Genomic DNA, 26,027 nt, shown 5'->3' with positions numbered 1-26,027 from the left:
CAGCTAACAGCTAACAGCTAACAGCTAACAGCTAACAGCTAACAGCTAACAGCTAACAGCTAACAGCTAACAGCTAATTCACACCAAAACAATTGTTTACAACTCTGTTAACACTGATTTAACAAAGCTTTGACAGCTAACTAGGATAATGTCGTAAATTTGCACCGCGTTAAAGAAAAGGTGACAGAAATTTTCGAAAACAAACTTTATGAAATCACGTCATGTGTTTTTGGTTGGCTTACCACTAGTTTTAATATTCTGGTCATTTAGCAACAACCATCTGAAGTTAGATACTAGTTCTCTTTATACTAGTGCTACTGCAGTAAATAAAGAGTTCTATGATGCAACTGCCTTTGTAGGTCCTGTGTTGAATTCCACTTATTTTGATGTACGCTATTATTCTCTAGCCATCACTCCACCAGATTCTTTTTTAACCTTTAGAGAAGCACTCGCGTTTAAAGAGTCTCAAGGGAAATTCTGGAAAGTGAACAGTCTAGGTTACATGGGTAAATACCAGTTTGGTATGAGCACTCTTGAAACTCTAGGAGTTACAGATTCCTTACGCTTCTTACGCTCACCACGTTTACAAGAGCGTGTTTTTATTAAAAACTTACGTTACAATCACGAGATACTTGAACCATACATATTAAAGTATGCAGGTAAAAAAGTAGGTGGCGTTTATATTACTGAAAGTGGTATCCTTGCTGCTGCGCACCTTTCTGGCCCAGGTGGTGTGAAGCGTTTCTTTAAAACTAAAGGTCGCAAATCTAATCGCGATGCCTATGGTAGTTCTGTTAAAACGTATATGAAACGCTTTGCAGGTTATGATATGAGCGAGGTTATTGAACCTTAAAATTTTTCTTAAAATTTTATTAAAATGCTTTTAAACCTTTTTACTTTTTAGAGGTCTAAAGACAAATCAGAAATTTTAATTAATGAAAAAATTACTACTACTTATTCCATTTTTGCTTTTAGTGAATATAGGACTGGCTCAAACTTTATATGATAGAACTACGATTCAAGATATAAGAATTGTATTTGCACAAAGCAACTGGGATGCTCTACTAGATGCCGAAAAGGCTGGTGCTGGAAATTATATTTCTGCTACTTCAGTTACTATTAATGGAACCGTATTTAATAATGTAGGTGTCAAGTACAAAGGGAACAGCTCATACCGCGCTAACCAAGTTAAAAATCCTTTCCATATTGAATTAGATACTTATGTAGATCAAGACTATGAAGGTTATACAGATTTGAAATTGGCAAACGTTTATTTTGATCCTACGTTTGTGAGAGAAACAGTTTCTTATGATATAGCTACTAAGTACATGGACGCACCTCAAGCAAATTATGCAAACGTTTATGTAAACAATGTACTTATAGGTTTGTATACAAACGTAGAATCTATTTCTAAGAAATTCGTAAATAAGCATTTCGGGTCTAATGATAACGCCTTCTTTAGTTGTAGTCCGCCAGCTGGTGCAGGACCTCAAGGAAATGATTTTCCTAGTCTTCAATATTTAGGAACTAATTTCACAAGTTATGAAGATGCTTATGAGATTAAATCAGATCCTACTGGAACCGGTTGGGATGATTTAATCGACCTGACTAGTATTTTAAATACAGATATTAATAATATCGAAACTGTTCTAGATGTAGATGCTGCTCTATGGATGCTTGCTTTTGACAACGTTATGGTGAACTTAGATAGTTACATAGGCTTGTTCAAGCAAAATTATTACATCTATAAAGATGATAATGGAAGATTCAGGCCAGTAGTTTGGGATTTGAATATGTCCTTTGGAACTTTTGGGATGACTGGAAGTGGACCACCTATGAATAGTACGACTCAAAAAAGTCAATTGTCACATATGCTGCATGAAAATGATGCCGCTTGGCCGTTGATGAGTAAGTTAATGGCAGTGCCACGTTATAAGAAAATGTACTTGGCTCATTATAAGACGATACTTACCGAGAATATCTCAAATTCTGATTATCTCACAACTGCAAATGCTTATCAAAACATTATAGATCTAGCGGTACAGGCAGATAATAATAAGTTCTATACTTATGCTCAATTCAATAGCAACATCAATACAGATGTAAGCGCAGGAATGAATACTGCTAGTGGTTTAACAAATTTAATGAGTTCAAGAAGTTCATACTTATTATCTCAATCTGATTTTACAGCAACTCAGCCGTCCATTACTGCGGTGACTCCATCAGTAGCAACTCCTGTAATAGGAACAACGATTGCAGTTACTGCCCAAGTAAATAATACCAATTCAAATGCTGTTTATTTAGGATATAGAGAAGGTAACTTTGTGCCATTTACTAAAGTCCTAATGTACGATGATGGAGCGCATAATGATGGAGCTGCTGGAGATAATGTGTATGGAGCAGATTTACCTATCACAAACTCGCTGACACAATATTACATTTATGGAGAGAATAACACGATCGGTGCATTTTCACCTGCAAGAGCAGAGTATGAATATTATGAAGTAAATGCAACTTACACGACTATAACACCTGGTGACTTAGTGATCAATGAAATAATGGCTTCTAACAGCATGACTGCTGCAGATGATGATGGTGAGTTTGAAGATTGGGTAGAGTTATACAACAACTCTTCATCTACATTGAGCTTAGATAATTTATATCTTTCTGATGATGCAACAGATCCATTAATGTGGCAATTCCCTAATGGAGTTACTATTGCTCCAGACAGTTATTTAATAGTTTGGTGTGATAAAGATTTGACGCAAACAGGACTTCATGCCGATTTAAAATTCTCTACAAATGGAGAAGATGCTGTATTGTCTTATGATAATGGAACTGTGATTGAGTCCATCACCTTTGGAGCACAAACTACAGATATGGGATATGCTCGTGTGCCTAATGGTACTGGTAGTTTTGTAATTCAAGCTCCTACTTTTGGTGCTAATAATGAAACATTAAGCAATGATAATTTTGAGCTTAATGCAGCTTATTCTGTTTATCCTAATCCAGTTAATGACGTGTTGAACATCAATACTAATAATGGTGCGGTCAATAATGTAGTAGTTTACAACCTTCAAGGTCAAAGATTAATTAACAACAGTTTTGATAATGCACAACAAGCGCAGATTGATTTAACAGGATTTGTTCAAGGTGTTTATTTGGTGACTATAAATAATCAACAAACAATTAAGGTGATTAAGAATTAAATTCTTAATTAATTATAACATAAAACCCTGCAAAGCGCGCTTTGCAGGGTTTTTACATTTAGCGAAATTTTATTTTTTCGTTTCCATACTCTGTAATTGAATAGATAGAGCCTTAGTAGAAAGCTGTACTTCAATTAATGATAGAATAAGTGAAGTCATCAATGCAAATAAGCTGATTCCAAAAACTAGATTTGCCCAAAAACTAAGTTCAATATAAATCAAGAACATAGTAATTACCGCTAGTAAAAAGCTCAATATCGCAACAGCTTGCATATTTTTTATAATGGTGAGGCGTTTTCTAAGTTTTTGCACCTGAATCTTAACTTTATCTGATGGGTTTTCTTCATACTTAGCATGTAGATTTCTTATCAAAGCTGCAATCGCTAGGTAGCGTGCGTTATAAGCAAGCATGGTTAATGATATCGCTGGGAACAATAATGCTGGGATGCTTAGAGATAATTCCAATGTTTAAATTTTTATTAGCTGTTAATTGTATTTGTTGGGAAAACTTAGTTTTATCTTTTGAAAAACAGCGACTGCAACTGAGAACTAAAACTAAGCTCTGCTTCCAAAAATTGCACTTCCTATCCTCACCATCGTACTGCCTTCTTCCATGGCAATCTCATAATCGCCAGTCATACCCATAGAAAGTGTTTTTAACTCATGAGAATCACTGATCAGGTTATGATCGTTGATATGATCAAGTAAGGTTTTGAGACTTTTAAATTCCTTGCGCACTTGATCTTGATCATCAGTAAACGTTGCCATACCCATCAGTCCTGTAATACGGACATTTTTATAACCAGCAAAAGCATCGCTACTCAATAACTCCAGCAATTCTTCACGGTCAAAACCAAATTTTGTTTCCTCTTCAGCAATGTGAATCTGTAATAAACAATCGATTACTCTATCGTTTTTCTCGGCCTGTTTATTGATTTCTTTAAGCAAACGTGGAGAATCTACACTGTGGATTAAATGAACGTACGGCGCCATGTATTTCACCTTATTGCGCTGCGTGTGACCTATCATGTGCCAGTAAATGTCCTTGGGAAGTGTTTCCCATTTTTCGGTCATTTCTTGAATTTTATTCTCGCCAAAATGTCTTTGACCAGCCTCATAAGCCTCTTGCAGGTCGCTTATAGGTTTGGTTTTGCTTACGGCTACTAGAGTGGCTTTGGGTTCTATGCTTTCGCGAAAGCGTAATAAATTATCTTTTATGCTCATGATTCAAATTCGTAAATAGTAAGTCCGCTAGGTAACTTAGGTCTGATATAAGTGCTCTTAGGTGGCATGATCATCGACTCGTCTGCGATGGATTTCATTTGTTCCACAGTGACTGGAAATAAACCAAAACCAACTGTGAATTCTCCTTTATCAATACGATCTTTAATACGCACCAGATCTGTCTTGCCGTAGCTGTATGCAATACGTGAGTCATTACGCAAGTCTTCTATACCCAATATAGGTTTTAAAACCAGATCATATAACATTTGCGTATCTAAATCATCTAGCGATGTGTCGATGCTGTAGGTATCTTTACGCAAGTACAAGCTGTAGAACTCACCATCTAAGTACATAGAAAAATGGTGTTTTTTAGAAGGTCTGTACATTTCCAGACCACGATTCTGTATGCGGAATTTCATATCCAGTCGCATTAGGAAATCTTCTTTGGTCAAGCCGTTGAGGTCTTTAACGAGTCTGTTAAATTCATAGATACGCAATTGACTCTCTGCAATTAAGTAGCTCATGAAATAGTTGTAGCTATCATGTTGAGTTCCCATTTCGCTAGCGAGTAGGGAAGAGCTAGCACTGCGATGATGACCATCTGCAATGTAAACGTGAGGCATTTTTGAGAATTGAGCTTGTAACTGCTCGATATCTCCTGGTTCCTCTATAATCCATAATTTATGCTTACTACGGTCTGTAGTTACAAAATTATAAACGGGTATTTTCTCTTTTTGGGTAGCTATGATTGTACTCACTATATCATCATTTGGATAGGTGAGAAGTACTGGTTCAGCATTAAATCCGACGGTTTTTAAATAATCCTTAAAGAGTTGTTCGCGTTTTTCTAAAGTATCCTCGTGTTTTTTAATGAGTCCATCATTGTAATCATCTGTAGAAGTTCCAGCGATGATGCCCGTGTAAGAATTCACAGCGTCTGATCGTTCATAGATATAAAAAACGGGTTGATCATCCTGTATAAGATATTCTTCTTCTCTAAATTCAAGATAGCGATTGCGCACTAGGTTGAAACGATCTTCTCCTTGCAGCGTGTGGCTGAATTTATAACCAGGATTTAAAATGTGTAAAAAACTAAACGGATTGTACTTTAATAACGCCTCAAGCTCTGCATCACTATAATCTTGATAGGTACGCGATATTACATGCGACGCCATGTGTGGTGCTGCTCGTACTCCTTTAAAAGGTTTTATAATGGGCATTTGTATTTATTTAATTTCTCCTATCCATACGTTTCCTTTTTTAAAGGCTCGATAGTCTGTATCACTATTAGGAGTTTCAATTTTTATATGTTTTTTCTTAGCAAGATTATCATACCAGCGTTTTTCCTCTAAGTAATCTTCTATATTATGGTAGTCATCAGGTGTTCCTAAATCATTGAAATCTACCAGATTTTCATCCAATCTATGTTCCCATGTAAACTCTGGATACTTACTTGAAATATCACTTATACCAGACTTTTCAATGGTCATAGGTTTTTCAGGTTTTCTATGAGTGATTTCATAGAAATCTATACAATCATCTATAGCGCAAACCACTTGGGATTGTGAAAATCGATGTTCACAAAGCCATATTTTCAAATAGTAAGGTTTCCCTAGTTGATCTAATTGTTCTTTACGTCCTCTATAGATATCAATTAATCCTTGCGTAATAAGTCTTCTAGCTTTATTTCTAGGTTGTGGTATGGCATTATTTGACAGAGATATATTTGAGAAAGGTCTTATATAAACCTTTACCCATTCACGTTGTCCGTACTCCAATGTTTCAAAGTCAATCGATTTATATTCATCGACCCAAGCATTAATATCTTTCCAAAGATTTTGATAACCTCTATATTTTGTACTATTCATGATAGTGAATAAGAAATTTATTCATCAGTATTAGCAGGTACCTCTATAGTGAGTTCCTTTTCCAATCGAATTTCTGCATCTTCAAAATTATGCTTTGAAAAATAGTTGTAACGAACTTTATGAAACTCATTTAAATTTTTAATTTCTTTTTCCAACAACTTATAAATTTCTTTTGAAATCTTCAAAGTTAGACTGTCGTTTTTACTATTGAAATCTGGATTCTCAACACTTATATCTATATAGTTCAATTGAATGTCACCTTTATAACTGAAACTATTATTAATGCCTATTTCTTTAATTGATTTGGAAAGAAATTTTGCTAATTCCGTTTCGGTATGTTTTCTGTTTTTAGTGTATTTAATATTAGTAAACTCACTGCTTTTCTCAAATTCCTTTTTTAAAATATCATCACAAGAAAAGAAACATCCTGTTATAAAGATTATTAAAAATAAATTCCTCATAATTTTTCTATTTAAAACTACTACTTACCACTTCAGCCTTTCTAGATTCACTGTAGTCGTAAAAACCTTCTCCAGATTTCACTCCTTTTTTACCAGCCATCACCATATTTACTAATAACGGACATGGAGCGTATTTAGGGTTTTTGAATCCGTCGTGCATCACGTTGAGAATAGATAGACAAACATCTAGTCCTATAAAATCTGCAAGTTGCAATGGTCCCATAGGATGAGCCATTCCTAATTTCATTACGGTATCTATTTCTTCTACACCTGCAACGCCGTTATATAAGGTTTCAATGGCCTCATTAATCATAGGCATTAAAATACGGTTAGCCACAAATCCAGGATAGTCATTTACCTCAGTAGGTGTTTTACCTAGCTTTCGCGAAAGCGTCATAATCGTCTCTGTCACAGCATCACTGGTGGAGTAACCTCTTATGATTTCCACGAGTTTCATGATAGGCACCGGATTCATAAAGTGCATTCCTATCACTTTATCTGGACGTTGTGTTACGGCTGCGATTTGAGTAATAGAAATTGAAGAAGTATTAGTTGATAGAATACAGTCTGCTGGTGCAAACTCATCCATTTGACCAAATATTTTTAGTTTCAAGTCCACATTTTCGGTGGCTGCTTCAACTATCAAATCTGCTTTATGGACTCCAGCTTTAAGATCCGTAAAAGTTGCGATATTATCTAGCGTTGCTGTTTTATCAGCCTCTGTAATTTTTTCTTTGGCAATCATGCGGTCTAGGTTCTTAGAAATAGTCCCTAATCCACGATCGATGTTTTCTTGAGATATATCAACTAGTGAAACATTAAATCCTGATTGTGCAAATGTATGTGCGATACCATTTCCCATGGTTCCTGCGCCTATTACAGTGATGTTTTTCATAATTATAGCGTTGTTATTTTTTGAGTAATTGAGGTCCATACGATTTTAGTATGGAATCTGTAGCGACAAAGCTTTCATAAGCTTCTTGGCTGTTAAAGTCAGTATTGAGGAATGTAATTCTACCTATGTTTGTTTTAGGGTCAAAATACATTAAGGTAGAAACTCCTGGATCTCCACCAGAGTGACCTATTCCATCTCTTTCATAAGTAATAAACATTCCTTTATTGAATCCTTTATTATAATCGGCTAGTGATTTTTCAGTTTTAAACATGGATTCATCGAGTTGCTTTTTAAAGAACTGCACATAAGTAGCAGTTTTAAGCAAAGTGCCGTCACCATTATAGCCTTTAATAATCTCGGTAAGGATCACTCCTAAATCATTAGGTGTTGTGTACAGTCCACCATCTGCAAAGGTGATTAACCTATATACTGGATAGCGCAATTCTAGAGTACTGTAAAGTGTACTGCGCTTGCGCGAATCGAGGTCTGAAACATTCCACGAGGTATTTTTTAAACCCAATGGATCGATAATGTGTTTTTTAGAATATTCTTTGAATGAAGTTCCAGTTGCTTTTTCAATGATTAAAGCTGTTAAGCCAGCGCCTATGTTTGAATATGAGTAAGCGGTTCCAGGTTGGTACTCATTAAATATATAAGAAACCTGAGTTGTGTCCACAGTTTGTAATCCTTCTTTTAAATAAGCTTCAAGACATGGAGCTGATTTCATTGAATGGAAAAAAGCCAATTCTTCTTGGTCTATTTTGGGATTATTAACAGCATCTTCCTCAAGATTGATATAGGATAGTTCATAATAATCACCATCTTGAATACTACTCGTGTGCGTACTTAAGTGTTTCACTAAAATAGGAGTGTCAGGATGTTGTGGATTACGTACCTTAAAATCAAGGTATTTATTAATATCATCATCCAGTGTGAGGTGTCCATCTTCAATGGCTTTGGCAAGCGTTAAACCGAGAATTACTTTAGAAATTGAAGCGATGTTTTGAATGGTATGCTCTGTATAATCTGCTCTTATTTTACGGTCTAGGTAGCCATATCCTTCTTGAAAAATCGGTCCTTTTTCATTTACTACTGCAACTCCTATTCCGTGGAAATGCTCTAATTTATGAATGCTGTCCAGTTTCTTATCGAGTTCTACTTCAACAGCTTTTACGATAATATTCTCATCAATAGTATTGAAATCAGTATTCTTACAGCTATAAAGACTGCAAAAAGTGAGTAAAATGAGGAATAGTTTAGAGTTCATTATAAAGATTTGAATTCTTTGATGATTTTTAAAGCAACATCTAGCGCGGCAGTTCCGTCTTCAAGATTTACGATAGGTCGAGTGTCGTTTTCAATCGCGTCTGCAAATGTTTCTAGCTCATCGAGAATGGCGTTATTATCTGCTACCTCAGGATTATCAAAATAGATTTGCTTTTTCTCACCTTCGGCATTTTTAAGAATCATATCAAAATCTCCTGGAACCTCAGGAGCATCTTTCATACGTACTACTTCTACAGCCTTAGTTAAAAAATCTACAGAGATATATGCATCTCGCTGGAAGAAACGAGCTTTGCGCATTTTTTTAAGACTGATACGGCTTGCAGTAAGGTTCGCCACACAACCATTTTCAAATTCGATACGTGCATTAGCAATATCTGGCGTTTTAGAAATCACAGAAACACCACTTGCGCTAACTGCTTTTACAGGGCTTTTTACCACGCTTAAAATCGCATCTATATCGTGAATCATTAAATCGAGCACCACACTTACATCCGTTCCACGCGGATTAAATTCTGCCAGTCGGTGTGTTTCTATAAACATAGGATTATCAAATCGGTCTACCACAGATCTAAATGCAGGATTGAAACGCTCTACTTGACCTACTTGGCCTTTTACGTTACGCTTTCGCGAAAGCGTGATCAAATCATTTGCCTCTTCTACAGTAACCGTAATAGGTTTTTCTATGAATAAGTGCTTGCCAGCCTCGAGGACTTTCATTCCACTTTCATGGTGATAAGAAGTAGGAGTGACCACATCAATCATGTCGCAGGCCGCAATGAGTTCATCAACGTTGTTGAAATACGTATAGCCAAATTCTTTTTCTATTTGTGCAGCATATTCAGGATTTGCATCATAAAATCCTACGAGTTCATATCTAGAACTTTGATCTAATAATCTCAGGTGAATTTTTCCTAGGTGTCCAGCACCCAGCACGCCAGCTTTAAGCATTCTGTATGGTTTTGTGTAAAAATAATGGAAAACTATGGTTTTAAAGAAACCCTTGGTAATTTCTTAACGTAGCTTTTGTAGGGTTGAAATTTTATAGGTCGATGTTTTCGTCAGTATAAGTTGACGTTAATCGATATTAACACCTCAAGCGATAGCAAAATTGTTGTTTATAGTTGTAACGAAGGTATTTTTGCAGCAAATACATATCATTTTGAAACATATTTCTTTTTTTATTTTATTAGTAGGATTTTTAGGGTTTGCCCAAACTCCTGGATTACAAGACATTCTATCGTCAACAGCTTCTTTTCAAACTAAGCAATCACTTGCAAAGCAGCTATTCTCTCAGGCCAAAGCTCAACCACTAAATTATGTGGAACTAGAGCCTAGTCACAGACTTGATAAAGATATTATCAAGTGGAAACGTTATGAGAATTTTTACAAGTCAAGAATAACACTTAGCGGTGATCTACCTGATGTGGGAAGATTGCAACGCGAGTTTGATAAAGTTACTCAAGCTAAGCAGGCTAAAAATCTAGCCAACTGTGAGTGGACTAATATTACAGAGAGAAAACAAACAAGTAATGGATACGTAGGTTCTGGTAGAGCAAGTGCGATTGCATTTCACCCTTATGAAGCAGATACCTTTTATGTAGGTACTGCCGGTGGCGGAATATGGAAAACCACTGATGATGGTCTTACCTATACAAGCATCAGTGATGGTTTACCTTACTTTTCAGTAAGTGCTATTATCGTGGATCATACATCTCCTACAACACTATATGCGGCGATAAGTGATCATGTTTTTTATGGTCCACCAGCACTAGGTGTTTATAAATCTACTGATGATGGTGCAACATGGGCACCTACCGGTTTCTCAATAGATAGAGCAGAGAACAAGCGCATCTATTCTATGAAAATGCACCCTACAAACAACCAGATAATTATGGTTGCTACCGCAAAGGGATTGTATCGTTCTACTGATGGATTACAGACCACTACTCAAATACATTCCATCTGGACAGATTCTATAGAGTTTGATCAAACAGATGGTAACATTGTTTACAACACTCATAAACCTAATGGACAATCACACACTCAAGTTCATAAAAGTACTGATGCTGGAGTTACGTTTACCGCGATAAGCTCGTTTGCTGATTCTGGAAATAGTGCTATGGAATTTTTAATTTCAAATGCCGATGCGACTACATTCTATGCTTCAACAACAGCTCGATTTTATAAAAGTACAGACTCAGGTGCGACATGGTCTTCGTCAGTAGCTAAAGTAGGTGATGGGCTGTTAGTCGTAACAGGTCCTAATGATGAATTACTGATGTCAGGATTCCTTAATATGTATTCTAGTACAGATGGCGGAACAACTTGGACTCAAAGAACTCATTATTCTGGAGCTGCAAACGCTAGTATTTCTGTGGTTCATGCAGATCAACGTAGGATAGGTTACAATCCATTAAAGCCTAACAAGGTTTATCTATGTAATGATGGTGGAGTTTACATATACGATTATGCTACTAATAGTTTTGCAGATCGCGTGTCGGGTCTTATTATATCACAATACTATGACATCGCTGTAGCACAAGATGATCCTATTTTCACTATAGGTGGAACTCAAGATAATGGTGGAAGAATAAGAAATACAGACGGTTCTTGGTCTGCTTCAAATGGTGGTGATAGCTGTATGAATCTTATGGATCCTACAGATCGCAATATTTTTTATACCACATATCCTGGTGGAGACATTTATAGAACTACAGATGGATGGAATACTAGTGTCGCTATTGATAATAATATTGTAGGTAATGTAACTGCAGAATGGGTACAACCTATTACGCTAGATCCTAATGATGAGCAAACCATTTTTGCAGGATTTGATGTTGTAATGAAATCTTCAGACCGTGGAGATAACTGGACGGCAATAAGTGGACAACTTGCTGGTGGAGATGGTATCGATTATTTAAAAGTAGCACCTACAAATAGTGATTTTATTTATGGAATTAATGTGTTTGGTGGAGGAACTGGAGACTACTTCGGAACTAGTGCAAACAGTCAGGAATTATATAAAACGACTGATGGCGGAATTACTCCATGGACAACTGTAAATCTTAACTTTGTTTCAAGAATTACAAACCTAGAAATAGATCCTGCCGATGAAAATACCATTTATGTAACTCTAGGAAATTATCAAGCTGGAGAGAAAGTATATGTGAGTGTTGATGCAGGAGTAACCTGGACTAATTTTTCTGGAAGTTTACCTAATGTTCCAGCAAATACGATTAAAAGATATGATGCCATTCCAGGAGCAATCTTTGTAGGAACTGATGCTGGTGTATTCTATAGAGATAACACCTTAAACGATTGGGTCATCTACGGAGACAATTTACCGTTTACCGCAGTGACTGATATTGAATTTCAACTAGCAAGTGAGATTATAAGAATAGGAACTCACGGTAGAGGAATCTTTGAAGCAAACTTACCTAACTCAGCATGTGAAGGCGTTAATCCGCCAGATGCTGATGGTGATGGAGTTTGTGATAACAGAGACATTTGTCCGCTAGGAGATGATAATGTGGATTCTAATAACAATGGTGTTCCAGATGCTTGTGAAGAATATTGTGAGCCTAATCATTTTGCTCAAAATGAACATATTACCGATGTTAATCTAGGTTCTATCGCAAATATTGGTTCAGGTTATTCTACTGATGGATATGGAGATTTTACAAACATGACGACTAATTTAGAATTGGGGTCTAACTATAATCTAACGGTACTACCTAATTTTAGTTTTGATGATAGTAATTGCGTTGTATGGATAGATTACAATCAGGATAAAGAGTTTACTGAAGATGAAATTGTTGTAGATGTAGATGGTAAAGGGAATCCTTATGCAGGTGGTTTTACAGTTCCTAATGCTGCAAAAACCGGAACTACAAGAATGAGAGTGAGATTTTTATTTGGACCAGGATGGGTTGCCTCAGCTTGTTCAGGATCAGGTTATGGTGGTGGAGAGACTGAAGATTATTCAGTAAATATTAATGCTCCAGCTGCAACTAACTACGTGTATGAAAATGCAGCGTGGACACCAGCAAATCCGCAAGGAGTTGCTACGATTTTTGATACCATGGAAGTAAGAAATGGTACCTATGACATGACTGCCGATATTGAAATAGGTGATGTAACTATTAGCAATGGTGCGACATTACAAGTTAAAGCTCAAGAATTTACAGTGGCTGGCGACTTAGTGAATGACGGGACACTTTCTACAGACTTAAATGGACGTTTAACATTAGCAAGTTTACAAGGTCAAACGGTTTCTGGAAATGATTTGAGCATCCATCAATTACACATCAACTCGCTTAAGACAATTGAGCTTTCAAATAATGTAAATGTATTTGAATCGCTTATTCTTACTAATGGAGAACTAGACTTAGAAACTCAAAATGCAACATTAACGCTTAAAAGTACTGAAGGTGTTTCGGCTTATGTAGATTCTGTAATTGCTGGAACTATAAAAGGATCGATCACGGTAGAACAGTATTTTCCATCACAGCGCACAGGTCGAGCATTTAGATTCTTAAGTACACCGGTGACTCTTGAAGGTTCATTGTATGACAACTGGCAAGAAGCTGGTAGCAATACGCCAGGTGTAGGAATTCAAATAACTGGTGGAGCAGCATCAGCTGGTTTTGATGTTTCAGGTTCTAATAATCCTTCGGTATTTACATTAGTACCTACATATACAGATCCTACTCAAGCATGGGAAGCAATAACAAGTACAAATGGTTCTCAAGAAATTACTGCAGGAACAGCTTACAGAACTATGGTAAGAGGTGACAGAACGATTGATTTATTTACAGCAAACCAAGCTGCAAATAATACCTTACTAAGATCTAAAGGAACATTAGTAACAGGTAGTGTATCTGCTGCTAAGTATATGAACCTTAATGCAAACTCTTTCTCAATGATAGGAAATCCATATCCTGCGCAAGTTGATATGGTTGCTTTGCTTAATGCAGATTTAACTAGAGATATCAATAAAACAGCATTTTACGTTTGGGAACCTACTGGAGGCGCAAGTGGTAATGGAAGATACATTACGTATGACGTTGCTACAGGACCAGTACAATCTGGAGCAAGTACAAACCAATACTTGCAACCTTACCAATCGTTTATGGTGCAAACCGTAGAAGATAATGAATCAGCAGGATTGTTTCCTAGAATTATTTTTAATGAGACTATGAAACATGCGAGTACTGGATTATCAGATACTTTTATGGCGCCAGCTATGACTACTAGTGTGAAAATTAACCTTTTCAAAAACTCGGAGTTAAGTACCGGTTATTCAAGAACGGCATCACTTATTAAATTATCAAGTACAGGATCAAACGCCATAGATCATAATGACTTGAACACAATCTTTAGTAGTGGTGAAATGATCAGCTCATTTAGTAACGCAACTGCTCTAGCTATAGAAAACAGAGCTTTACCTGTTGATGGTGAGTTATTACCATTACGTGTAGAGAATCTAGCATCTACGTTATATACGATGCGTATCGAGACCACTTTACAGAATAGTCACGTGGAACTGGTAGATAATTATTTAAATACGGTGACTATGGTGCCTACTAGTGGATTGCAAGATTACAGTTTTATAGTAGATTCAAATGCAGGATCATATGCCCTAGATCGTTTCCACTTAGTATATAGAAATACAACACTTTCTATAGATAATAGTTCACTAGCGCAAATCGAGATGTATCCTAATCCAGTTGTAAATGACCAACATTTACGCATTAAAGGATTGAATGCAGCAGCGCAAATGGTGATTTACGATAATATGGGAAGAGTTGCCATGAGCAAGGATATTGAGGCAGTAAACGCAACCAAAATCAACCTTGCTAGTGGTCTGTACTTTGTGGAAATATCACAAGGAACACAAATCCAAACCTTAAAATTAATCGTTCAGTAAGCAACCTTTCTAGGGGAATAGACTGCACGACAGTATTTTAATTTTTTCCAATTGCATTGATTTTTTCTCTATAAAATTTCAATGCAATTGTTGAAAAATGTTTCTTGAAAATGGAATAAATTTGATTTGCTACAACTACTTTTAGGCACATCAAGGATAACTACATACATAAAGGGAAAAGACGCCAGCTCGTGGAGATGATGCGTAAAAAAGGAATCCAGAACGAGCAAGTTCTCGATGCCATGAATGCGGTTCCACGCCATTTATTTCTGGACAGTTCCTTTCTCGAGCACGCCTATCAAAATAAGGCGTTCCCTATAGGAGCAGATCAGACTATATCGCATCCTTACACCGTAGCTTTTCAAAGTGAATTATTACAGGTAAAGCCTAATGATCGCATCCTAGAAATAGGAACCGGTAGCGGTTATCAGTGTGCGGTGCTGTTAGAAATGGGCGCACAAGTTTATACTATAGAACGACAGAACGAGCTCTATAAAAAAACCAATTTGCTCTTTAGAAAACTGCAGTATCGACCTAAGCGTTACGTTTTTGGCGATGGATATAAAGGACTGCCAGATGATGCGCCATTTGATTCCATCATAGTTACCTGTGGTGCGCCAGAGATTCCCAAAACCTTAATGAGCCAGCTCAAAATAGGTGGTCGCATGGTGATTCCCGTGGGCGATGATCCTCAGATCATGACTTTGCTCGTACGTGAAAGTGCAACAGATTTTTCTAAGAAAACCTTTGGTGAGTTTAGGTTTGTACCTTTTTTAGGTGGAAAAGAATAAGGTTGTTATTACGCTTTCGCAAAAGCGTACACCAAACAACAAATTGCTTTTAAAATCCTGATAATTTAGGAATCTTATCACGCCAGTGGTGAAGGCCATTTAATATTAGTAACTCGATCATGGTATTCAATAGCGTCATTCATGCGCACGTTGCCTATTTCTTTAACGAGATGACAGCTGGAATAATCTTGAGATTTTTGATCGTAATCATTGAGCCAGTTTGTTAATTCCTGTTGTTGCAGCGTGGTGCGGTCTGGGAAAATAACTTTAATACGCTTCTGTTTAATGCGATGAGGTTTAGGAGTTAATCGAGCGCGGTAGCAGTTTTGTTTGATACATAACCAGCGGTACAAATAGTCTGCATTAAAATTCTTCATCATGCTTTTAGATTCCCAACTTCTCGCATCAAAATCTTTATTAGTTACCAGTACCCGATAGCCCTTATGCGTCTCATAAACTCTAAAACCTAAATGTTTAAAGGCACTTTTTGAAGCTGTTTTTTCAATCTTGCGCAGCATTAATTCTTTTTGAGACAGCTTACTACGGAAGAACAAATCTGTAAACGATTTAAAATAATCATCTATGTCTATAAACATGAGGTTTTTAGAATTCAACACCAGTGCACCGTATCTGTTGCGAGTAATAATATTATTCTCATCAATGGTGTCTATGATTTCTTCCATGATGTCAGCTTCATAATCGGTATCCTTATAAAGTTCACCGTTGATAATTTGCTGCGCTTTCATCAACTTGAATTCGGCATCTTGCAGTGCGTCAGACTCAGACAGGTTAGAGCCGCCATAAGCTGTAGAAGGTTGCTGAGTACCGTCTATAAAAAGCACTTTAGTATGCTGTTTCCAGTATTTAAATATTCTCATGGGTATGAAAGTAATCTATTGTAGTTTATTTAGGTGATTATTAATTCTTAAACATTTCACCTAATTCTAGCAAATCATATTTTTTTGATTCCCATTTAGAATTAGCGCTGATGATGGAAAATGACAGCTTTGTTTCTGTTGAAACTCTAGAAGAACTTAGGAGGAAACTTTTATAGAATGCACCGAGAGTAATAGTTGCTTTATCTTTTATAAACTTATCTGTCAGTTTTTCTTTAGAATTTATAATAAGTTGTGTGTGATTGTTTTTCTTTTTTATAGAATAAGTGCATTCTGGGAAATGTTCTTTGATAAATGGTTGGAGATCATTTTCAATAGTTTCACTTTGAGTAGAACAACTCATGAATAGAATGAATGAGATTAGGAGTGTAGTCTTAAGGGATTTCATACTTTTATTTCAACTATTTGGTGAGCAAAAAGGTTATTCAATGTTTCTGAATTCTGACAACCTTTTTTTGAAGTTGATAATGACTAGGCTTTTGTTTTTTCTCAGTGCTTTGTTGTCAGTAGTTTTTTATTCTTTTTTGTTTAGTTCAATCGGATTTGGGTTTTCGGGTAATCCGATTAATTTATCATCATAAATGTACATTTCTTGGATTTCCCCATCCCACAATTCCAACACAATACTATCTCCTCTTTTTTCATTCATTCCCAGTTCTATAATTTTCAGAGAATCCTTGGTGTTTGGCGTTAATTCATAAATTCCATAAGTATTAGGGTTTTCTGAAATATCTAATCGTAAGTTTCTATTTTCAATTTTAAAATGATAGTTCGTTTGTGAATAAGGATGGTTTTCTAAATATGAATTCCAAAAAAATGAGAATATCCAATAACAGACTATGGTATTAACAAAGAATAAAATCGAAAGCCTTTTTTTAATAAAAAGAACAATAATACCAATCAGAATATTCACTCCAAAAATTACAGGTCTGCGTAATTCAACTCCAGCAGACATAAATCGGTCAGGCTTAATATTACTAATCCAATATTTCATTAGCAAAATATCGATTAGCAAAATCAGAACTCCAATTCCGACTATTAATTTTGTTTCTGATTTCGTCATTCCCAAATTACGCACATCAGCTCCATATCTTAAGCATCACTTATAACAAGCAATAACTTTCTCCTTTATACACAAGCCTAACGATCTATTAATTTCCACTAAAAATACTAAATAAAAAAAGTCTCCAGAATCAAATGATTGAATCTATGTGCTTGGGATTATTATGTGTTTTGGATTAATGAAGAAAATCGTTGTTTTTAAGTTAGTTATTTGTAATATCACGATTTTATTCCACTTTTATTGAAAAATCATCTACAAATAATTCGATATTTCCCGCAGTAGGATTAGCTGTTGCTCCAATTTGTACTCGTTCGTAAAAAGTAGGTTCTTGTAGAGTGAAATCAATACCTTGATTTAGAAAAATATCTCTAAAAACCTGTGCATTTGGCATATTCATTCCAGTTTGATTGATGACTTCTGTTTCATTAATAATTAAACGATTCAGTCCATTTTCATTATCTGACATTGTCATTTCCCATTGAACTGTAACCCATTGATTTCTTGGGAAAGCAAAATTTGTTTGTTGTATTGTAGTTCCCGATATTTTTCCTCTTTCAATTGAGAGATAATCATTCCCACCAGACATCATTAACCTTACTCCAGGACATTGGTTTTCAGAACCGTAATTATTGCCAACAGTTGGGTCCCAACAAGAACAACATTCTAAATCAAGGAGTAATAAATTTTCAATAGTTTCATTACCAACTATAAAAAAGTCAGCTTTTATTGTAACCTTATCTCCTGAAACTATGTTTAGTCCATTTTTCTCAATATCTACTTTTGATAAGTCTGAATCTGATTGATAAGCAAGTACACGAAGTGCGTTTTGTCCCTCGTTGAATTCAGTATTTGAAATTGAAATTTCGTTTGTTGCGTTTGTTGGGTCAGTTTGTTGAATTGTTGACCACCGATTACCATTAGAAGGAAACAATTCGTCCAATAATTCATTTTGTGTTTCAAAGCCATCTTCGAACAAGAAGTTTTTCTCTAGTGGCTCTTCTGAAATATTTTCGTCATTATCACAACCCATAAAAATGAAAGCGATAATTACAAAAATTATAAATTGATGACTTTTCATAGATTTTAAACGTTCAAATTATTCTCTTGTTGTTGCAGTTTCCTCATATATTCTAAAACAGCTCCATATCTAAAGCACCACTTAAAACAAGCAATAACTTTCACCTTGATACACAAGCCTAACAATCTATTAATTCTCCCTAAAAATACTAAATAAAAAAAGGCTCCAGAATCAAATGATTGAATCTATGAGCCTAGAATTGTAGTGTTTTGAATTAATGAAAAGGTTGCGTTGTTTTTTGCCTTAGTTCTTTATTTTGTGTAGTTATTTGAATATTTTATCCATCTTTCCTTTAATGATTTCATATTCATATTCATCAAGAATAATTCTTGATTTAACGTGATCTAAAATTATGGAATGATATTTTTTATCCGTCTTGAAAAAATTAGTAACTGATGATTCTAATTCTCCTCTTGAAACATATAAGGTAGATAAAGATTGAATCAACTGGTTAAAAAGGGAATATAATGCTTTTAAAAAATCATCGGGTCTATTAGGATCTAATAATTCTCCTTCTAAATTATCACTAGTTACATCTGAAACCCATTCTCCTTTATCAACAGACAACGATAAATCCAATAACTCTCTGTCATTTTTGATGAGAAATCCAATTATAGCAAGAATAGATAGTTTACCATTTTTCGCAACATTCGAAGCATTTTCATTAAGATTAGCAGATTTAACAAATTCGTCATAATATGTAGAAAGCTTAAGTATATCAACAATGGTCGATTTATCTTGAGTTCTTTTAAATATTTTATTATATGTTGCACGATCAGCAAATATTTTTTTCTTACTACTTCTTGCAGTTCCTGGTTGTTGTAAAAGAACAGACAAAATTAGCTGACCTAGAGCATCATTTTTTAGTTTCTGCCATGGTTCAAGTCCTCTTTTTCGTAATATTCCCTCACCTCTCTTAATTTCAATATATATTTTCGGATCACCATCTTTAAGGTATTTTTGTATTCTTCTTTGTTCAGGTTGATTTGATTTTAAATCTCTATCTGAAATTGGTTTTTGAGAATTGGAAGCTTCTGCTATTTGAGATATGAAAAGATTAAAATAATCTTCACCATGTTTATCTGGTTTTACAATTTTACAAGGTATTGGGAAATCTAAATCTTCGTCAGGTCCTTTGTACGAGCCTAATAAAGTTGAAGTTTGACAGCCATTAACAATGGAAAAGTCATTTAGTTTAACATTATCACCATCAATATCAAAATCTTTACAGCCAATTATAATACCATTATTTAAGAACCAAAATTGATCCCTTTTGTTCTTTAATGAATCATTTATTTGATCATCAATTTTTTTATTTTTAACAAAGTACCTGAAATTTTGTTCAAACAAACCTTGGTCTCGATACTTGTCATATAATTTTCTGATTGATAAGGCTGATATATCTACTAAAATACCGTTACTCCCATTTTTTATATAACCATGTTCTTTGTAAATATCGACCTTACCTTCACTTACAAACCTCTGACCATCTTCAAAAGATTCAATTTGTTGTTCTATTTCGTTTTTATAGAAAATTGAGATTTCAAAATCTTCTAATTCTTTAATTTTATCTAAATGGCGTAAAATTTCTTCTTTTCTTTTGTCAGGCTTATTTAACCCTAAAAAAAGAACTAATTCGATTGAGAAATTAGAATCATCATTGGCATCATCAAATTTTTCTCGATATATTCTTCTTAAATTTTTATTGTATGAACCAATTTTTTCATTTTTGAAATCACTAGCTGTTTGAGACATTTTTGTAAAAATATCTTTGATTTCGTCTTTTGAATTAAAATCTTGAATATTTTTTGACTGCATTAATACTAGAGATTTCGAAATATCATTCTCGTTTACGGCTATTAAGTCAATACCTCCATCATTGGCTCCATCTGTAAATGCATTTTTAAAATCTGTTTTATCAAATTTCCCATCATTGTAGAAATATTTATAGCAAACTGTTCCAAATATTAAGTCATCAGAAATTCCATTATCAAACAAATTACTATTTGTAACTAGTTCATTTTGTATTTCATCTATAGCATTTTTAATATAATCCATATTTTATTTTTTAATTAAACACAACGGCTTCGTATATGAAAAGCAGCCCTGAAAATAAGCGATAATTTTTAGAAGAAATACCAGCCGAATTTTTATATTTAACTTATTAATATTTTTATTGGAAATCGTCAAATTTAAAAATTTGGCGACTTTCCAAAAACGCCCAAACCGTTGTGTTAGCAATGACTTGCGCTATTTATTATATAAATCGTAAGACATAATATTTTACATTTGCCAAAATTTCGCGAACCATTTCTCAACATACAAAGCCTGACTTTCATTAAATTTTATTGGTTCAGCACCCATATTTGCAATATGATTTGCAGTATATTCAAACCCTTCTAGGGTATCGGAAAAGTGATTTTTAACCCATAAATACTTTGAATAATGTTTTGGGTCTGAATATAAATTCTTTTTAATTCTATTATAGATTAAATGTAAATTTCGATTCTCAATAGAGTCATAAACAACTCTACTCGCAAAGGAGACAGAAAAAGAATCTTCATCTTCTACGACTAGGGTGTTTTTTCTTGCTTCCAATGTTTTAGGTTTTCTTGGATTTAGAAATGAAATAAATTCAGTTCTATCTTCTGCAATTTTTAGAACTAAAGAAGGGTCAATAATAACTCTTGGATATATGGCTTCAGATTCTAATAAATAAGCTTTAACCAGTCCTTTTCCTACAACTAAGTTTGAGTTTTCATCAAAATAAACTTCACCATAACTTATTGCTCCTCTTAACCAAATACCTTTTTGTGCAAGTGTAGATTGAATAGTCTGAACAGCCCTCAAGAGAGTTTTAAAATCCTTTTTAGTGTCTGGTGATATTAGAATAGTAGAGTCACTAATTAACAACGATTTTATGTTCCTCTTTTCATTTCCAATGATGTTTAGACTGTCTCTAACGGAATTAAAATAAATTTCTAAAGATTCAGTATTTCTTTTGTTTACTAGCTCTTTAAATCCGAGTACATCAAGGAAAGCAATGTATTGTTCTTTAAGATTCTCTTTTAGTTTCATTCTAACTAAGCCTAACGGTTATAAATCTAAACCTAAGCATAATCTTACAATATAGCAAACTTAGATGAGGATCTAAAGCAAAGCTTTTAGAGTTTTATTATATAACTTAAGTATGTAACGTTATGCGAACCAGTTTTAAATTAATTCTTTGAGTGTCACTTATTTCATCACAAAAAAAACCACCGCAACAGCGATGGTTCTAGCTCCATATCATTTCAGTACCGCGAGGTCTGTAGGATTATCTTTTGGCGAAAGCTAAATAATAATTACTCTTCTACAACCCAAAATTAATTCCTACCACAAAGGCGCCATAACTGCGACCGCTCGTGATGCTGTGTACATAATCCACACGGAAAGGACGGAACTTACCAAATCCTATATTATCGATTCCGGCACTGGCCTCAAAGTAGGGTTTGCGCTCTGTAAATAGTGCTTTACCACTCAGGATCAAGTCGTAGTTCAACTTGTTCAATCCTGGGATTTTACCGAGTATAAATCCTTTAAAATCGTGCTGTAAATGCACTTGTGCATAATCACTGTTTGTACTATAATCATAGTAATTCAACAGGCCAAAACCGTATGGATTTAACGCCTGGAGCTTGTAACGCAATCTATTGCCATTAAAGTGCTGGTAATCTACAAAGGAACTGTTCTCACCATTGAGGAACGTACCACCGTTTACCCAGTAACTACTGCGACCTATGTTACCCATGTCAAAGGACTGGTACAAACTGGCCTTAAACTGGTGGAAGTTATAATTGCTATTGCTGGACGCAAATCCACCTTCATAATTTAAGGTTATGGTCGGGTATTTTTCGTTGCGTATGTTGTACTTCTGGTCTGGATAGCTCTGGAATTTCTGTCCTGGACGTATGGTGATTCCTAGCCCTACTTTTACAATCTCGTGCTCGTCTATAAACGCCAGCCTGCTGTTATCGAGCTGCACAGGATTATTAGGCGTGTAATCCACGTCAGACTGTTTAAAAATCACTTGGTCTGTAGTGTTGTTCAACGGCTGGCGCTGCTCATAACCTACTGTAAGACTGGTAAAGAATCCATTGAATAACTCCTGACTGTAAGAAGCACGAGCGTAATCCAGTTCATAGAATTTGGCAAAATTACGTTCAAAGAGCAAGCTCGAGAGCGTATTTTCTAGCGTGGAGATAGGATCGCTGTTATTGATTTGTTGCACACCAGTTCCTGCGCTCAGTCTTAAGCTGCGACGGTTAGTTCTATTGAACCTGTAATAGAGCGATGCGTTATAGCGCACGCGATCGTCTGCAAATCCATAATCTACATTAAGATCTGTGTACAGATATCTGTTATAATCCTCGTCATAACCTTTAGAATAATACAATCCACTTCCCAGCACGTGACCTTGTACGGTGTTGAATCCTTTATAATCGTCCACACCTTTATAACCTATGGTCGTGCGTTTGTTTGAATTGCGGTAACTGTAACCGCTTATAATATCCATTAAGCCAAATTTATTGTTCACACGATCTACGCTGTCTTTATATTTAGGATCATTGCGCACGGTGGCGATACTGTCCTTTTTTACATATTCTTTATTCTCTTCTACAGTAAGCGGTACGGGACGTTTTTGATTCCAGTACGTGCTGTCTTTTTTATTGGCGCCTTCTTTAAAACTCAACACCTCAGGCCCGAAGTATTTTTTATCAAACTGTGGTTTAAAATTATAGTTGGTATAATTTGCCATAAAACGACCACGACCTTTAAAGGCAAATAGGCCAAAAGAGAAATCTATAGACTGCGATCTCTTGATCCAGTCGCCGCTTTCGTCCTCATAAGTAAACGACTGGTTAAAAACCAACTCCTCAATCACGGGAACGTTGATGTTCTCGCCTCGAGTCGTTAATTCCAGTCCATAAATGGTCCACTGATCTTCTACGATGTAGATCGTACCGTTAAAAGTGTTGTCCTTAGGTCGTTTTGAAGTAACCTGAATTTTATTAATTAGGAAGTTATTCTCGTCATAAAAGGTTCCCACGAGCTTGTACTTGTAGTAACCCAGCGCATAGTCTGCAATAGGAGAGACGATGCGGTTGTTGAGATCTATGTTGTTATTGTAAAAGTCAAAGTTAGCACCTTCAGCACTGTTTGCGCTGAAACCGTTATCATCACCGCTCACTTTACTCGCCACGATACGTTCCTTAAAATTGTCGGGCGCTTCATAAGAGATTTCGCTCACGGTTTCACTCAAGTAAATGATTCCGCTACGTGATAAGGAATCTAGCGATCCGTCCAGATCACCTATTTCTTCACCTAGGAATTTTTCAGGCACATCTTCCATGCGCCACAATCCACGCGAGTAGAAGTCGGCAGTGTAGCTGGAGAATTTCTTGCGATTTGCCTCACGATTTTTAATCGCTGCACGGATCACACGGTAAGCAGGATCTTCACCATTTGTGATTTGAACCGCATCAAGCGTGGTTAATTCTTCCACGAGCGTCACGTCTTTTTTAATGGGCGTACCGTTAAATTCCACATCTATGAATTGCGTCTTGTAACCCAGTGACTGGAACACGACTTTATAAGAACCGTTATCGGTAAACTTGAGAGCGTACTGTCCGTTATTATTGGTGGTCGTTCCCACATAAGTACCTTCCACATAAATAGAAGCAAACGGAATAGGTTCATTATTAGAATCATAAAGTGTTCCTGATAATTGCGCTTGCGCGAAAGCAACACAACACAACATCAAGATAGAAAGAGCACTTTTCATAAGAATTGGTTTTTTGGGTAGTTAGCCTAGTAACGAAAGTACAGACCATTTGTTACTAAGACGAGTATTTTTTCAAATGGTTGTCTTGTTTTAAGAAAAGTTTAGTTTTTTAAGGGATGTTGGGATGTTGGGATGTTGGGATGTTGGGATGTTGGGTTGTTGGGTTGCTGGGTTGCTGGGTTTTTGGGTACACCTATGTCAGTTCGAGCGGAGCCTGCCTGCCGGCAAAGGCAGGTCGAGAACAGCTAGTAAATGGGAATGATTTTGTGAGCTGTGAGTTGTAGAGTCTGTGAGTCTGTGAGTTCGTGAGTCTTAAGCGGTGATCACTCGTATGTCAGTTCGAGCGGAGCCTGCCTGCTGGCAAAGGCAGGTCGAGAACAGGTTCCGGAGATGTGAGCTTTGAGTCAGTGAGTTTGTGAGTACACGGATGTAGTTATAAAATCATCCGTGTTTCAAACCACTCCTGATTCAATTCTTGACTTGTCAAAATTGAATCTGTCCTCACCTTGTCTAAGGCGAGGAGCTTTTAATAAATAGATGAAAAAAGCTCCTTCCCTTGAGGCCTGCCTACCGATAGGTATGGAAAGGCTGGGATGGGTGTTTCACGGATGTAGATTTAAAATATATCCGTATTTAAAACCCCTTATTTTGGAACGTACACGACCAAAATTTTCCCCTTTTAAAAAGTGGAAAGCTTTTCTGAGTACTATAATATTTAAAATTCAAAAAAGCCTTTCCCTTCAGACGAAGGCATGTGCTGAGCCGTGTCGAAGTAGAAAACAGATACTTCGGCTTGCTGAATATCAAAAGGGTTTGAAACACGGATGATTTTACTTTCTCAAAACCTAATTTCCATCTAGTGCTTTAGCAATAGTTTTTGGCTGTTTGTAAATGGTCACACCATAAATGCTGTAAATTTTTACATATCTCAATTGTATACTCAATTGGTTGTTTTCAGACACAACTTGAGTGTTTTTTTCTTGAAAATCTACACCTAGATTGAGGCCTGAAAAAGAAGCAATTACTTCGTATGTATTACTATTATCTATTTTTTGAGTGAACATAGATATGTTATTGAAGAAGCTGTCATCCATAAAAATGTTTTTAGGTATAACCACTGTAGAAGTGAAGTTCATGGATTTGGATTCGTCGTCATTCTTCTTTTGACTTGAAATGTGAACTATGGTCAATACTAGAATAATAATACTAAGAACTTTATGACGATGCTGAAAAACATTTTTCCCGTATCTGATTAATCCAGCGATTACATAGATGAGATACCCTATGCAAATAAGGTTAATCAACGCAACAACGACATGAATAATGTTCTCTATCATTATTTATTAAATAATAAGTATTTATAAACTGGTCTTATCTTTCGCTCGAACTGACATATCGTTTTATAATTTCCTTAAACCTTAAACCTTAAACCTTAAACCTTAAACCTTAAACCTTAAACCTTAAACCTTAAACCTTAAACCTTAAACCTTAAACCTTAAACC

General features: G+C 35.6%; 20 protein-coding genes. 4 read left to right on the top strand and 16 right to left on the bottom strand.

Annotation, left to right across the window (positions count from 1 at the left end; all coding sequences use genetic code 11):
- Nucleotides 1-208: 208 nt before the first annotated feature.
- Together ACSHWW_RS13680 and ACSHWW_RS13675 are read left to right on the top strand one after the other, a co-directional pair.
- Nucleotides 209-853, top strand: a complete 645-nt coding sequence (locus tag ACSHWW_RS13680) for a peptidoglycan-binding protein LysM (RefSeq protein ID WP_435683029.1) — start codon at nt 209-211, stop codon at nt 851-853.
- An 82-nt stretch (nt 854-935) separates the two neighbouring features.
- Nucleotides 936-3,209, top strand: coding sequence for a CotH kinase family protein (locus tag ACSHWW_RS13675; RefSeq protein WP_435683028.1), 2,274 nt, complete (start codon nt 936-938; stop codon nt 3,207-3,209).
- A gap of 69 nt (nt 3,210-3,278) precedes the next feature.
- Here ACSHWW_RS13675 and ACSHWW_RS13670 read toward each other — a convergent pair whose 3' ends face one another.
- The 8 genes from ACSHWW_RS13670 to ACSHWW_RS13635 all read right to left on the bottom strand — a co-directional run bounded on the left by ACSHWW_RS13670 (nt 3,279) and on the right by ACSHWW_RS13635 (nt 9,892).
- Nucleotides 3,279-3,674 (bottom strand): DUF2721 domain-containing protein, encoded by a 396-nt coding sequence (locus ACSHWW_RS13670; protein WP_435683027.1) that lies wholly within the window; start codon nt 3,672-3,674, stop codon nt 3,279-3,281.
- A gap of 90 nt (nt 3,675-3,764) precedes the next feature.
- Nucleotides 3,765-4,433 carry a YggS family pyridoxal phosphate-dependent enzyme gene (locus ACSHWW_RS13665; RefSeq protein WP_435683026.1) on the bottom strand — a complete coding sequence of 223 codons (669 nt, stop codon included), beginning with the start codon at nt 4,431-4,433 and terminating at the stop codon, nt 3,765-3,767.
- Nucleotides 4,430-5,653: a DUF1015 domain-containing protein gene (locus ACSHWW_RS13660; RefSeq protein ID WP_435683025.1), complete on the bottom strand. Its 1,224-nt coding sequence runs from the start codon at nt 5,651-5,653 to the stop codon at nt 4,430-4,432. The genes ACSHWW_RS13665 and ACSHWW_RS13660 overlap by 4 nt, the downstream gene beginning before the upstream one ends.
- A 6-nt stretch (nt 5,654-5,659) precedes the next feature.
- Nucleotides 5,660-6,301: a hypothetical protein gene (locus ACSHWW_RS13655; RefSeq protein ID WP_435683024.1), complete on the bottom strand. Its 642-nt coding sequence runs from the start codon at nt 6,299-6,301 to the stop codon at nt 5,660-5,662.
- Between the two features lie 17 nt (nt 6,302-6,318).
- Nucleotides 6,319-6,762 carry a hypothetical protein gene (locus tag ACSHWW_RS13650; protein WP_435683023.1) on the bottom strand — a complete coding sequence of 148 codons (444 nt, stop codon included), beginning with the start codon at nt 6,760-6,762 and terminating at the stop codon, nt 6,319-6,321.
- Between the two features lie 7 nt (nt 6,763-6,769).
- Nucleotides 6,770-7,657: a 3-hydroxybutyryl-CoA dehydrogenase gene (locus ACSHWW_RS13645; protein WP_435683022.1), complete on the bottom strand. Its 888-nt coding sequence runs from the start codon at nt 7,655-7,657 to the stop codon at nt 6,770-6,772.
- 13 nt (nt 7,658-7,670) lie between these two features.
- The gene (locus tag ACSHWW_RS13640) at nt 7,671-8,924 is read right to left on the bottom strand and encodes a serine hydrolase domain-containing protein (RefSeq protein WP_435683021.1); all 1,254 of its coding nucleotides are present in this window, start codon (nt 8,922-8,924) and stop codon (nt 7,671-7,673) included.
- A complete protein-coding gene (locus ACSHWW_RS13635) occupies nt 8,924-9,892 on the bottom strand; it encodes a Gfo/Idh/MocA family protein (RefSeq protein ID WP_435683020.1) in 969 nt (322 codons plus the stop codon). Before ACSHWW_RS13635 ends, ACSHWW_RS13640 begins: the two co-directional genes overlap by 1 nt.
- 211 nt (nt 9,893-10,103) lie before the next feature.
- Here ACSHWW_RS13635 and ACSHWW_RS13630 point away from each other — a divergent pair, with 211 nt between their 5' ends.
- Both ACSHWW_RS13630 and ACSHWW_RS13625 read left to right on the top strand, forming a co-directional pair.
- Nucleotides 10,104-14,873, top strand: a complete 4,770-nt coding sequence (locus ACSHWW_RS13630; protein ID WP_435683019.1) for a GEVED domain-containing protein — start codon at nt 10,104-10,106, stop codon at nt 14,871-14,873.
- 149 nt (nt 14,874-15,022) lie between these two features.
- Nucleotides 15,023-15,664: a protein-L-isoaspartate(D-aspartate) O-methyltransferase gene (locus ACSHWW_RS13625; protein ID WP_435683030.1), complete on the top strand. Its 642-nt coding sequence runs from the start codon at nt 15,023-15,025 to the stop codon at nt 15,662-15,664.
- Between the two features lie 77 nt (nt 15,665-15,741).
- On the opposite strand, the gene ACSHWW_RS13620 is transcribed toward ACSHWW_RS13625, so the two are convergent.
- From ACSHWW_RS13620 to ACSHWW_RS13585, 8 genes are all read right to left on the bottom strand, one after another.
- On the bottom strand, nt 15,742-16,542 hold the full coding sequence (locus tag ACSHWW_RS13620; protein WP_435683018.1) for a hypothetical protein: 801 nt from the start codon (nt 16,540-16,542) through the stop codon (nt 15,742-15,744).
- A gap of 40 nt (nt 16,543-16,582) precedes the next feature.
- Nucleotides 16,583-16,903: a hypothetical protein gene (locus ACSHWW_RS13615; RefSeq protein ID WP_435683017.1), complete on the bottom strand. Its 321-nt coding sequence runs from the start codon at nt 16,901-16,903 to the stop codon at nt 16,583-16,585.
- 171 nt (nt 16,904-17,074) lie between these two features.
- On the bottom strand, nt 17,075-17,623 hold the full coding sequence (locus ACSHWW_RS13610) for a hypothetical protein (protein WP_435683016.1): 549 nt from the start codon (nt 17,621-17,623) through the stop codon (nt 17,075-17,077).
- Between the two features lie 226 nt (nt 17,624-17,849).
- Nucleotides 17,850-18,701, bottom strand: a complete 852-nt coding sequence (locus ACSHWW_RS13605) for a hypothetical protein (protein WP_435683015.1) — start codon at nt 18,699-18,701, stop codon at nt 17,850-17,852.
- Nucleotides 18,702-18,965: 264 nt separating this feature from the next.
- Nucleotides 18,966-20,759, bottom strand: coding sequence for an AIPR family protein (locus ACSHWW_RS13600; protein WP_435683014.1), 1,794 nt, complete (start codon nt 20,757-20,759; stop codon nt 18,966-18,968).
- A gap of 225 nt (nt 20,760-20,984) precedes the next feature.
- On the bottom strand, nt 20,985-21,779 hold the full coding sequence (locus ACSHWW_RS13595; protein WP_435683013.1) for a hypothetical protein: 795 nt from the start codon (nt 21,777-21,779) through the stop codon (nt 20,985-20,987).
- 274 nt (nt 21,780-22,053) lie between these two features.
- On the bottom strand, nt 22,054-24,525 hold the full coding sequence (locus ACSHWW_RS13590) for a DUF5686 and carboxypeptidase regulatory-like domain-containing protein (protein ID WP_435683012.1): 2,472 nt from the start codon (nt 24,523-24,525) through the stop codon (nt 22,054-22,056).
- Nucleotides 24,526-25,370: 845 nt separating this feature from the next.
- On the bottom strand, nt 25,371-25,862 hold the full coding sequence (locus ACSHWW_RS13585; protein WP_435683011.1) for a hypothetical protein: 492 nt from the start codon (nt 25,860-25,862) through the stop codon (nt 25,371-25,373).
- Nucleotides 25,863-26,027 lie beyond the last annotated feature (165 nt).

The sequence above is a fragment of the Nonlabens sp. genome (genome assembly GCF_051251825.1).
Classification (GTDB): domain Bacteria; phylum Bacteroidota; class Bacteroidia; order Flavobacteriales; family Flavobacteriaceae; genus Nonlabens.
This window is presented reverse-complemented; position numbering and strand designations above follow the sequence as displayed.